Annotated in this window: 10 protein-coding genes; 6 read left to right on the top strand and 4 right to left on the bottom strand. The window is 37.5% G+C overall.

The features are described 5' to 3' along the window. Window position 1: 1 nt before the first annotated feature. Both BI291_RS05120 and BI291_RS05115 read right to left on the bottom strand, forming a co-directional pair. Window positions 2–1180: an endonuclease/exonuclease/phosphatase family protein gene (locus tag BI291_RS05120; protein ID WP_074496679.1), complete on the bottom strand. Its 1179-nt coding sequence runs from the start codon at window positions 1178–1180 to the stop codon at window positions 2–4. 2 nt (window positions 1181–1182) lie between these two features. Then, on the bottom strand, window positions 1183–1812 hold the full coding sequence (locus BI291_RS05115; protein WP_074496678.1) for a TetR/AcrR family transcriptional regulator: 630 nt from the start codon (window positions 1810–1812) through the stop codon (window positions 1183–1185). Window positions 1813–2450: 638 nt separating this feature from the next. Here BI291_RS05115 and BI291_RS05110 point away from each other — a divergent pair. The 4 genes from BI291_RS05110 (at window position 2451) to BI291_RS05095 (ending at window position 8129) form a co-directional block, all read left to right on the top strand. Further along, window positions 2451–5627: a TonB-dependent receptor gene (locus tag BI291_RS05110; RefSeq protein WP_074496677.1), complete on the top strand. Its 3177-nt coding sequence runs from the start codon at window positions 2451–2453 to the stop codon at window positions 5625–5627. Window positions 5628–5734: 107 nt separating this feature from the next. Continuing rightward, entirely contained in the window at window positions 5735–6151 is a 417-nt protein-coding gene (gene cdd, locus BI291_RS05105; protein ID WP_074496731.1) for a cytidine deaminase, read from the top strand. An 11-nt stretch (window positions 6152–6162) separates the two neighbouring features. Next, window positions 6163–7470 (top strand): thymidine phosphorylase, encoded by a 1308-nt coding sequence (gene deoA / locus BI291_RS05100; protein ID WP_074496676.1) that lies wholly within the window; start codon window positions 6163–6165, stop codon window positions 7468–7470. Window positions 7471–7598: 128 nt separating this feature from the next. Further along, window positions 7599–8129, top strand: a complete 531-nt coding sequence (locus BI291_RS05095) for a VC2046/SO_2500 family protein (RefSeq protein ID WP_074496675.1) — start codon at window positions 7599–7601, stop codon at window positions 8127–8129. A gap of 35 nt (window positions 8130–8164) precedes the next feature. Here BI291_RS05095 and yfbR read toward each other — a convergent pair whose 3' ends face one another. Further along, window positions 8165–8782: a 5'-deoxynucleotidase gene (yfbR, locus tag BI291_RS05090; RefSeq protein ID WP_074496674.1), complete on the bottom strand. Its 618-nt coding sequence runs from the start codon at window positions 8780–8782 to the stop codon at window positions 8165–8167. Between the two features lie 12 nt (window positions 8783–8794). Continuing rightward, entirely contained in the window at window positions 8795–10012 is a 1218-nt protein-coding gene (locus BI291_RS05085; RefSeq protein WP_074496673.1) for a pyridoxal phosphate-dependent aminotransferase, read from the bottom strand. A gap of 153 nt (window positions 10013–10165) precedes the next feature. Between BI291_RS05085 and BI291_RS05080 the strand changes: the two genes are divergently transcribed. Further along, window positions 10166–10756 (top strand): hypothetical protein, encoded by a 591-nt coding sequence (locus BI291_RS05080; protein WP_074496672.1) that lies wholly within the window; start codon window positions 10166–10168, stop codon window positions 10754–10756. 63 nt (window positions 10757–10819) lie between these two features. Continuing rightward, a complete protein-coding gene (locus BI291_RS05075; protein WP_074496671.1) occupies window positions 10820–12136 on the top strand; it encodes a hypothetical protein in 1317 nt (438 codons plus the stop codon). Window positions 12137–12246 lie beyond the last annotated feature (110 nt).

Here is a 12246-nt window from a genome sequence, read left to right as displayed (position 1 = left end):
ATTAATAATCGGTTAATAAAATATCAACCCAGACTAAACGATGATCTGAAGACGCCTTTCTAGACTCTATTAACCGGTAATTATCATCATTTATTTCTGGCCAAAAAACACCTGAATCAACCACTTTAAAGCCATGCTTAGAAGGTAATAAATAGTCTGCTCTCATACGCCAATAGGCCGTATGATTAGCGGCATGTTTGTTGTCTGGTGAGTGTTGTGACGCTGCATTACTACTTGGTTTAGGATCTTGAACATTAGGATGATCAATGAGTGCACTTATACTGCTATTGATAGCATCGCCTTCAACTGGGGATGCATTTAAATCTCCAGCAATCACGAACAAATCGCCTTTATTTAAGCCACCAGATTTTTTGTTGTCATCATAGATATAATCACTTTTACCTGGTGTTATATAATCATGCCAAAATCGTATTTCATCGTGATTACGTTTACCATTTCTATCTTCTGGTCCATCAAATACTGGTGGAGTAGGGTGACTGGCGAGTACGTGTAATGTGGTATCGTATATTCGAATAGGTATATCCCAATGGGTTTTAGAAGATAACCTTAATGCTTGCCATACTTCTTTAGAGTAGTAATCTTCTCCAGTTTTAGGGTCTACTGGCTTTAATGCGCCAGGCATATCACTCCATTTAAATTTCTGAAAGGTTCTAATATATTGAGCATCAATGGGGTAGCGCGACATTATCGCCATTGAATATTGTCCTGGAAAATATCCAAAACCGTGAGTGTCGCTAGGGTGTGTTATTTTTCCATCACCATTAGCATCTGCTGGTAATAAAACACCTGTGTTTACTGGCGATTGGTACGAAAAAGAATAATGGATCGGCTGTTGTCCATTTTGACCAACCGATAAAAAGTTATCCATGAATGTTAGCATGGCTTCTCGGCCAACATTTCTATGGTTATCAATCTCATTGATTAATAATATATCAGGGTTCACACGTTGAATAATTTCGGCAATATTTTTGATTTGTTGATGCTCATTTTTCATTGCATCAAGAAGTTCTGTACCTGTGACCTTGCTGTTATCGTTTTGTTGAATATAATTTAACGCTTCCATACTGACATTAAAGGTTGCAACGCGTATCGGTTTTTTCGCTTGAACGTGAGTAGACATTAGCAGTAAAAAGCCTGTAATTGTAATAAGTAGTTTCATGTTTATTTTATTCCTAGTCCTTTTAAAATAAAGCCTGTTAGAAACTGCGTAACATGCTCTATATCCTCTTCCTCATAATCTGCACGGTTCATTATCGTCAGAATTTGTGTTTCAAAATCAGCATAGTGTTGCGTTGTTGACCAAATTAAGAAAATTAAGTTGACAGGATCTACTTCTGTCATCCTTCCTTCGTTAATCCACTGTTGAAACACTTTTGATTTTTCTCTAACCCACTTTCTTAGATATGTTCGAGCAAATTCTTTTAAATGTTGTGCGCCTTGAATAATCTCCATGGCATATATTTTAGACGCTTTAGGTGCTTTAAATGACATGTTAACTTTAGCAGCAACAAACTTTTCGATGGCGACTTTCGGGCCATCTTCATAAATAATATCACCAATTCCTTCATCCCACATGTCTAATGTTTGTTCTAATACCGCATGGTAAATATTTTCTTTATTTTTAAAATAGTACAATACATTTGCTTTTGGCAATCCGGCTTGGTCTGCTATTGATTGAACGGTAGCACCTTTATAGCCATGGGTTATGAATTCATCTTGCGCAGCAATTAATATTTTTTGCTCGCTTTTGATGCGGATCTTTCCTTGCTTTTTGTTTGAAGTATCAGTCATATGTTTACTTATTATTATGGTTGTCTAATCGGTCGACTATTTTAATGCTGCTTACACTAGCAGAGATTGTATTCTGCATGCAATCACAATGCGGTAGTTCGCCTTTATCGCAATAAATAGCGTTAATAAAGTGATGATTATAACGCTTATAAAGACACTTTTACAAAAGCTAAGTTATTCGATATGAAATGAATAATTAGTATTGTGAATGAAATATTATATGATTATTTGGTTATTTAAGTTTTAATATGTAACTCATTGTTTTTATTTGTTTATATGGATACTTATTAATATCTTGACTAAATGGTTATATTATAAGGTGTCGATTCTTTAGAAAAAAATCATATTAAAATAGAGAAAAAATCAAAATAAATGCCATTAGAGTAATTAATGTTTAACCATTTGTTTTATATCTATTTTTATTTTTTTGGTCGGTTTTTTAACGCTGATGTTTAATTGTTTTTTAACTTGTATTTATCATGTTTGTGAAATAGTGTAATAAAAGTGTAAAAAAAGTCTGCTCTAATTTATAATAAATAAAGACTTTGAACCGTACATCTTTGTTGTGCTTTTTGAACAACTGGTCAACAAAATGTATGACTAATAAAATAAAACATACACCAAGGGAAATTAACAACATGAAAACCCAACGCCTCTCACTCATTTCGGGTGCAGTGATCCTCGCACTTGGATTATCTACACCTGTTTTTGCTGATGATACGTCTTCTTCTATGCGTGGTAATATTTTAACTTCGCAAGGTGCGGCGGTTAAAGACGCAACTATTACTATAGTCCATGAACCATCAGGTACAAAAAAAGTATTAACAGTAAACGACTCTGGAGCATTCTCTGCTCGAGGTTTGCGTGTAGGTGGTCCTTACACGGTTACTATTGATTCAGATACGCATAAAGATAAAAAACTTGAAGGTATTTATATTACGTTAGGTGATGTTTTCCGAATCAGTGAAACATTATCTAGTGAAGACATCGAACGAATTGCTGTAACAGGGGCTGGTGAGTTTTTTGACCCTTCTAAAGGTTCTTCAAGTATTTTTAGTGGTGATGATTTAACAAAGTCACCTGCGTTTAATCGTGATCTAAAAGATATTGTACGTCAAAACCCTATGGCTGTAGTAGGAAATGACGGCGTGTCATTATCTCTTGCCGGTTCTAACCCTAGATATAATAGCTTAGCAGTTGACGGTGTTAACCTTAATGATGATTTTGGTTTAGCAGGCAATGGGTATCCAACTGAACGTTCACCTATCTCTTTTGATTCAATCGACCAAATTAGTGTGGCAGTAGCGCCTTTTACTGCTAAAGAAGGTGGTTTCTCTGGTGGTAAAATTAGTGTTGTAACTAAGTCAGGTACGAATGAATTTCATGGTTCAATGTTCATTGAGCAAGCAAAAGATTCATGGGCTGGAACACCTGAGCATCCTGAAACGGGTGAGGATATCGATTTAAGTTTTGACGAAGAAACTTGGGGCGCTACATTAGGTGGTCCAATCATCAAGGATACATTGTTCTTTTTCGCATCATATGAAACGTTTGAATCGCCAAGTGCCGTTGATAAAGGCCCATCTGATGCAAGTGTGGCGAATAAGGTTAGCCAAATTTCTCAAGCAGAGGTTGATCGTGTTGTAAACATTGCTCAATCTAAATATGGTTATGATGCAGGTAGCTGGAATGATTCAATTCCATTAGAAGATGAAAAATATTCTTTAAAATTAGACTGGAACATCAATGATGATCATCGTGCTTCATTAACTTATTCACACGGCTTCAGTAACAGTGCTGGTAACCAAGGTTCTGGTTACTCAGATCAGCTGTATTTATCTTCACACTGGTATAATCGCTCAAATGAGTTTGATACGTATGTTGGGCAGGTGTTCTCTAACTGGAATGAAAACTTTTCTACCGAAGTAAAAATTTCTCATAAAGAATCAGTCAATGGCCAAATTCCATTAGGCGGATTAGCATTTGGTGAAGCGAAAATTGATACGGTAAATGGCGGTCAAATTATGATCGGTCCTGATGATAGCCGTCATGCTAATGAATTAACCAATGAAACTTTCCAGTTTAGAATTAGCGGTGAATACCTTCATGAAGATCACGCTATTTCATTTGGCTGGGAATATGAAAAAGTAGATGTGTATAACATCTTTATGCAGCATTATCTCGGTTCTTGGTATTTTGACAGCATTGATGACTTTGAAAACGGTAATGCAAACTGGTTCGAATATCAAAATAACCCAAGCTTAAATCGTGATGATGCAGCAGCGGCATTTAGTTTAGGCAATCATGCATTATATATTGAAGATAGCTGGGATGTAACAGATACATTAAACGTTACTTATGGCTTACGATATGAGCTAACTATTAATGATGATAAGCCAAATGCAAACCAAGGGTTTATTGATCGTTACGGTTATAGCAACAATGAAAACCTTGATGGTTTAGATGTGTTTATGCCACGTGTAGGTTTTACATGGGATGCAACGGATGAATTAACAATTCGTGGTGGTGTTGGTCGTTTTAGTGGTGGTCGTCCAAATGTATTTATTTCAAATGCATTCACGAATGACGGTTCACGAATCGCGTCATATAAAAGTTTTAATGATGTAATTGCAGAAAATACCTTTTTGCAAAATGCTGATTTAAATAGTGTTCCTCAGCATGCGCAAGATCAAGTTGCTAATACTGTGCTTGGTGGTCCTAATACAAATATTGATGCCATAGACCCGAATTTTGAAATACCAACAACTTGGCAATATAGCTTAGCGGCAGATTACATTGCGGATCTTTCAGATTATGGTCTTGGTGATGATTGGCGTATCAGTGCGGAAATACTTTATAAAGACAATGAAAAAGACATGACGTGGTCTGATTTATCACGCACCTTAGATACGTCTAAAGGTAATAATGGTTATACTGTAGAAGGTCGTCCAATATATACATTAGCTGATCCTAATCGTGATAACCGTGATGTATTGCTAACAAACACTTCTGGTGGTCATTCATTAATTGAAACATTAAGCTTAGCGAAAAGCTGGGATACTGGCTTTAAAGCTAACTTCTCTTATACGCATTCATCAATTCGTAATAAAATTGATGCAACAGGTACTTCTACCAATACTGCGTATAATTATAACCCAGTGATTGATCCAGAAAACCCTGAAGTGGGAACTTCTGCATACGAAGTTAAACACAGATTAACGTTAAACCTTTCGTATAATACTGAAATTTTTGATGGTTACAACACTGCGTTTCATATGTTCTGGGAACGTAAATCAGGTAGGCCATACAGTTACTTATTGGGTTGGAACAACAGAAACGGTATTTCAGGTGAACTTGACTTAACCAGCTCAAACTTGCCTTATATTCCTACAGGGGCAGATGATGCCGCAGTAGATTTTGTTAATGGCTTAAGCTATGACGAAATTATGGCAGAGTTAAACACAGTAGGTATTTCTTCAACGGGTGGTTACTTGCCTAAGAATGAATATCGTGCTCCGTGGACAACATCGATGGACTTACGTTTAGAGCAAGAAATTCCAGGGTTTATGGAAGGTCATAAAGGATTAATCTACTTTGATATTAAAAATGCGCTAGCAATTTTCGATGAGGATGCTGGTAGAATTTATCAATTGCCTTTTGGTCAGTCAGCAACAGAAATACTTGATTACAGCATTAATGATGCCGGTCAATATGTATACGAAAGTGCTAACGTAAGCCAAGGTGAGTCACCAGTTGAATGGAAAGACCGTGAGTCTACTTGGTCAATGAAGATTGGTATTAAGTACGTTTTCTAAGTTGAGTTAACCTCTCTAAAAAGCCAACAGATAATCTGTTGGCTTTTTTTATGGAATTCGTTAAGATAAAACCTGACCAAATGGTTAATTTATTTTTAAGGTTGCACATGCAAGAGAACAACAAAATTGAAAACATTGATGCGTTAGTGAGTGCGGCAAAAGTTGCCTACAAGAATGCATACGCGCCCTATAGTCAATTTCAGGTAGGAGCAAGCTTAATGACCAAAGATCAGCAAATATTCAATGGCTGTAATGTTGAGAACGCTTCATATGGTTTAGGTGTGTGTGCTGAACGCAATTGCATCGCGAATGCGGTAGTAATGGGTAATCAAACGTTTGAGCATCTTGTTGTTTATACCGAGCAAGAGAAGCTCACGCCTCCTTGTGGTGCGTGTAGACAAGTGATAGCAGAGTTCATGCCTGAGGATGGAAAAGTTACCTCAGTGAACCACTTGAATCAACAAAAACACTGGTCGGTGGCGGATCTGTTACCCGATGCCTTTTTATCGAAAGACTTAATCTAAGGACTTTAAACATGCTACCACAGGAAATAATACGTCTTAAACGCGATGGAAAATCGCTTAATAATGCTCAAATAAACGCTTTTGCGACAGGTTTAGTCGACAATACTTTTAATGATGCCCAGGTTGGTGCGATGGCGATGGCGATCTTTCAACAAGGTATGGTCACAGAAGAGGTGATTGCATTAACAGATAATATGATGCGTTCAGGTGATGTTTTGTCATGGCCAGAACTAGATGGTCCAATAGTTGATAAACACTCAACAGGTGGCGTCGGAGATAAAGTGAGCTTTATGTTGGCAGCCATTGTAGCTTCATGTGGTGTTTATGTACCTATGATTGCAGGGAGAGGCTTGGGCCATACCGGCGGTACTTCTGATAAGCTTGAAAGTATTTCAGGTGTTGATGTACAGCCTAGTGTTGAACATTTTAAGCAGTTCGTAAAACAGAATAATATGGCGATTATTACTCAAACAGATCGTTTAGCGCCAGCTGATAAAAGACTCTATGCTATTCGTGATGTTACCTCTACTGTCGAGTCCATTCCATTGATCACTGCTTCTATTTTATCCAAAAAATTGGCTGCCGGTTTAGATTCATTAGTGATGGATATTAAAGTGGGTAATGGTGCCATGATGACAGATTTAGCTGGAGCACAAGCGCTCGCCAAGTCTATTGTTAGTGTTGCCAATGGTGCAGGTGTGCGCACACAAGCTATTATCACTGACATGAACCAAGTGTTAGGTTTTTCGGCAGGTAATGCGTTAGAGATGATTGAGACTGTGGATTATTTAACCGGTAAAAGTCGTTGTCCCAGATTACATGGCGTAACTGTCGAACTTGCGTGTTCAATGTTGATAAGCGCTGGTGTTACACAGGATAAAGGTACAGCTGAAGTCTTAGTCAATAAAGCGCTGTCTTCAGGACAAGCTGCAGAACGATTTGATCGTATGATTTCACAGTTGGGTGGTCCCACTGACTTTATCGAAAACCCATGGAAAACAATGCAAAAGGCCGAACAGGTCGGTGATATTGTGGCAGATAAAAGTGGCTACATTAGTGAAATGAATACCCGTGAAATAGGTATGCAAGTGGTAGGAATGAAAGGTGGGCGCACTGCAAATGGTCAGAAAATTGATCATAGTGTAGGTTTTAATGCTATTAAACCTTTAGGTGCTAAAGTTTGCGCAGGCGATGTGATTGCTCGTTGTCATGCTAATAACAAACAAGAGCTTGCGATAGCTAGTCAAGGTTACCTTGATGCTGTATCTATTTCAGAAAGCACACCAGAACAAACGCTAATCTATCAGCATATCGTTTAGTGCTGCTTTTAATGCAAGCATGTGTTTTTTAGCGCATGCTTTTTTATTATTAAATATCTGAAATATCGCTAAAGTAACTCATCTTTTTGCCGATAGTAAGTTGTCAGCATTATTGTAGTGAACTTACTTTGGCTATCACTGAAACCACAACTAAACCGTTATTAGAAGAAGCACAATTAGGTCAACGACTGAATGAATCAGTACGCAAACCTATGCACAGTGACTTCTCATTAATGTTGGCGATGCTGGTTGATGATGTTCGAATGCATAGTCAATTTCATCTACCTCATGATGAAATTACCGAGCCAGAAGTAAGTGATGATAGCTTAAGGCGTTATTTTTCATTGCCCGATAAAGCACCTCTTGCGCTATCGCAGATTACGCAAATTGGCCAATATGGCCAAGCAGAATTAGCTGAGAAAGGCTTATTTTCTAGTATACATTTGACTAATATGTTGAAGGAAAAACCAATCGCTTTTAGAAATGATAAATGTCATATTCCTAGTAATGTATTAGAAAACACAAGCTTATATTGTCAGCTAAAGCATCAAAAATCAGACGTATTACCGACAAAACGTAAAGAATTTGACGCTAAATCATGGCTACAGACTTTGCAAAATACTGTCGTTAATTCACCTTTGCAGCCTCAAGTCATTTAAATTAGCCAAACTTTCAAGTACAACTGTATTAATCATTAGCCGTCTTTTGCCAGCTTATCAACCGTAGCAGAACATGCGGGTAAAAAGGTTGCCAAGAAATACTCAACCTCGGGCAAGTCTTTTTTCAAATCATCTAGCTTACGACCAAGACGTTCTTCTACATGATCAAATTCATGGTTGTTATGATTAAGCTCATCAACCGCTTTAATGTAAGCGACAAGTATGTCAGCAGCTTTTACAAGTGCCTTGTAAGCAGGTTCAACATGATCTTGAACAATAATGTCGTAAAATACCGATTGAAATTCTTCGGGCAATGATTGCAAACATTCTCGTTCAGCATGCGATTCAATCTTTTTAAACTCTCGGGCAATTTCAGGGTTTGCATACTTAGTAGGGGACACTATATCCCCATAACGGGTTTCACTTGCCTCGTGATAAAGCGCAATCGTTGCGGCTCTGTCAGGATTGATATTACCACCGAATTTTTTATTTTTTATCACCGCTAGCAAGTGTGCCACTATGGCTACTTGGTGTGAATGTTCAGCAACGTTTTCAGGTTTCACACAAAACATTAATGCCCATCGTTTGATCAACGGCATGCGGAACATCCATGCTAAAAACGTACTTTGTTTTTTCGGTTTTAGCGTCGCCATATTGACTCCAATTTATGCTTGTTTATAGGTAGAAAAAAAGTCTTTTATTCGCTCTAAAGCCGGAATTAATTCATCTTTATGCGGTAAGAAAACTAAACGAAAATAATTTTTTTGCGGGATATTGAAAGCACTGCCATGGACCACCAATATTTTTTCTTGTTTTAGTAGATCAAGTACCATTTTCTCATCATTGGTAATGTTGAACTTTTCAGCATCAACTTTAACAAACAAGTACAGTGCGCCCATGGCGCTATTGCATGAAAGTCCATCAATATCGTTTATCATCTTATGGGCAATATTACGCTGCTTAATTAAGCGGCCATTATCGCTGATTAATTCATTGATGCTTTGATAACCACCTAATGCCGTTTGAATAGCGTGCTGACAAGGAACATTTGCACATAGTCGCATAGAGGCAAGTATGTTCAACCCTTCTAAAAAGTCTTCTGCATGTAATTTAGGACCAGTTATCACCATCCATCCAGCTCTAAACCCTGCGATTCGATAGTTTTTTGATAAGCCACCCATAGTAATAATTAATACGTCATTGGCTAAACTGGCTGTTGGAATATGCTTAGCACCGTTATATAAAATTTTATCGTAGATTTCATCACTAAAAACAATTAATTGATGTTTCCTTGCGAGCGCTAAAAGGCCTTGTAAAACTTCTTCTGAATACACTGAACCTGTAGGGTTATTTGGGTTAATTAACACCAAAGCTTTTGTGTTTTCAGTTATCTTACTTTCAATGTCATCCAAGTTTGGAAACCAGTTGTTTTCTTCGTCACATTGGTAATGTACAGGTGTGCCGCCTGATAATGATACTGCCGCTGTCCATAATGGATAGTCAGGTGCAGGAATTAAGACTTCATCACCATCATTCAGTAAACCTTGCATTGACATGACGATTAATTCGCTAACGCCGTTGCCAATAAAGATATCATCGACATTAAGGCCTAATATGCCATTTTGTTGAAAATACTGCATGACAGCCACACGCGCAGAGTATATGCCTTTTGAGTCGCAGTAGCCTTGTGCGGTAGGTAAGTTATGTATAACGTCTTTTAAAATATCATCAGGCGCTTCAAAACCAAACGGTGCAGGGTTACCAATATTGAGTTTTAAAATTTTATGGCCTTCATCTTCCAAACGACGAGCTTCAGCCGCTATTTGCCCTCTAATTTCATAACAGACATTATTAAGTTTGGAAGATTTTTTGACGCTCTGCATTATTTACTACTTTTATTAAATGATTTAGTGTGAATTTACACTCTATTGTGCCAACTATTTCCAGCAATGAAACAGTTACTTGCATTTTTTTTATAGCCTTTTCATTAAAAGGTCGTCATCTTGTTATTAAACACTGCGTATTTTGGAGGGAGTATGCCATTACCCTTAGTTTGGTTAGGTGCGGCAGCAATTTCTGCGTTAACATTAAATGAGCTGTCAACTGATCGAAAAAAGCAACAACAGCGCCGGCTAAGATATTTATTGCCACAACGTATTAGGGATTTAAATCGGCATGAATCGCCTGTGGCTATATATCCATCTGAGTTGATGGCAACAGAGCAGCGAGTGAAACCCGTTGTTGGTGCGCTAATATGTTGTGGAATTGGTGGGGTACTTGATCATACCGGTATTTGGGTAGACGACGATACCATTATTGAACTTGGCGGAGAAGGGCTGATAAAGCCTGTTTCATTGGCTCGATTTACTAAAGAGCGTTCGGGAAAAAATGTATTTATAGCATGCGACTCTACTGCTAAACCTATAGCAAGTGAACAAGCCGCGCTAAGAGCAATTGAGCAAATCTATCAGTATCGAAATTATCATTTGATTGAAAATAATTGTCATCAATTTATTTGGCAATGTTTCGCACCAAACGCAGGTAAAGTTTCAACGTTTAAATCATTAAACCGGCAACTTGCCTTTAAATTTGATCGCGTTATTTATTGGGATTTACTGGATGTTTAACCTTTAATGTTGCTGTGTTTTTAGTACACTAGCACTTAACTTTTAACAAGCTGTTATCGTATTTTGAAAACTCTCTTTCGTTGTTTTGTTATTTTTACGTTTATTTTTATTTTTGCCTTTTGTGCACTTGTATTGTTGTCTTTGCAAACCCAGCCTAAAACTGTTCAGCTTCATCAAATTTCCGCGCAAAAAGCTAAGCAAAGTCAACAATTAGTTAAAAAATTAATTACTAGCGCTAAACAGCAGGGCCAACAACAAGTTCGAATAACTAAAGATGAACTAGACGGTTTAGCAGCACTGTTACATCGTGCTGTGCCACAATCTGCAGCCAATGTAACGCTAACCCCCAAAGCATTAAATGCTTCATTGTCAGTGACCTTGCCATTACCTGAATTAATTAAATACCTTAATGTATCTATAAAGGTGTTGCCTTCTGAACGTGGGCTAATGATTGAACAAGTTAATATAGGTCATCTTTCATTAGCCGGGCATCATTTTATTACCTTGGTGCGTTTGATGTCTGATTTTTTCATTCAGCCGAATCTAGTTGATGATATGTTGGCGATTATTAAACGTGTGTCTATCAGTGAATCATTTGTTGAGTTTGATATGTACTTTGATACGCGTTTACTGGCACGAAATAATGATAAATCATTGTTAATGCGCTTAAGAGATGACTTATCGCTATTTGGTAACGCCAAGGAAATTGCTATTTATTATCAATCGATTGCTCAATATGCAGCAAAACAACAATCAAATGCTTCATTGGCTGGGTATGTTAGAGAAGTCTTTTCGCTTGCCAGTCAGCGATCTAACTCAATAGCTAATACCAATACTACTGTACAAAACCAGTCTGCAGCGATGGCACTTATTATTTATTTTGGTGCTGATCGTTTTGAATTACTCGTGGGAGATATTATCGATGATGATTTTGATCAGCTTGTTGTTCGTAATAAATTGAGAAGTAACGCAACATTGCGGGGACGAAATGATTTACAAAAACATTTCGTCTATTCTATGGCTATTCAAATGTTCAGTACTTTGGGGGCTAGTGATGCTATTGGTGAATACAAAGAATTTTTAGACAGTAATCGAGGTGGTTCAGGCTTTAGTTTTGCCGATTTAATGGCGGATAGGGCAGGTACTCGTTTTGCCCAGATAGTAGTTGCAAGTGAGAATAAAGCTAAGCGCGCGCAATCATTACTATTAACGATAACTGATGAAGCGTTATTGCCAAGTATTCAAGGCCTTAATGAAGGAATTTCGCAAACTGAATTTGAACAAACGTATCGTGATATCAATAATCAAGATTACCAACAAATGTTAAAAGAAATAGATGCACGATTAGAAACGTTACCTTTGTATCAGTTAGGTTGGTAACAGGTTTTAAAGTAGCACAGTCCACCGCTCTAGCGGTAGTTGATAACCTTAAACTCTAAAAATAGACATAAAAAAAGCCGCAATAAATTGCAGCTTTTCTTTGTGTGGCT

The organism is Thalassotalea sp. PP2-459 (assembly GCF_001913705.1).
Taxonomy (GTDB): domain Bacteria; phylum Pseudomonadota; class Gammaproteobacteria; order Enterobacterales; family Alteromonadaceae; genus Thalassotalea_C; species Thalassotalea_C hakodatensis.
The sequence above is the reverse complement of the archived record's forward strand: the minus strand, read 5'-3'. Positions and strand labels throughout refer to the sequence as shown.

Coding starts and splice junctions, on each gene's coding strand:
- BI291_RS05120 (WP_074496679.1), bottom strand. CDS start 1,180: ATGAAACTACTTATTACAATTACAGGCTTTTTACTGCTAATGTCTACT.
- BI291_RS05115 (WP_074496678.1), bottom strand. CDS start 1,812: ATGACTGATACTTCAAACAAAAAGCAAGGAAAGATCCGCATCAAAAGC.
- BI291_RS05110 (WP_074496677.1), top strand. CDS start 2,451: ATGAAAACCCAACGCCTCTCACTCATTTCGGGTGCAGTGATCCTCGCA.
- cdd (WP_074496731.1), top strand. CDS start 5,735: ATGCAAGAGAACAACAAAATTGAAAACATTGATGCGTTAGTGAGTGCG.
- deoA (WP_074496676.1), top strand. CDS start 6,163: ATGCTACCACAGGAAATAATACGTCTTAAACGCGATGGAAAATCGCTT.
- yfbR (WP_074496674.1), bottom strand. CDS start 8,782: ATGGCGACGCTAAAACCGAAAAAACAAAGTACGTTTTTAGCATGGATG.
- BI291_RS05085 (WP_074496673.1), bottom strand. CDS start 10,012: ATGCAGAGCGTCAAAAAATCTTCCAAACTTAATAATGTCTGTTATGAA.
- BI291_RS05080 (WP_074496672.1), top strand. CDS start 10,166: ATGCCATTACCCTTAGTTTGGTTAGGTGCGGCAGCAATTTCTGCGTTA.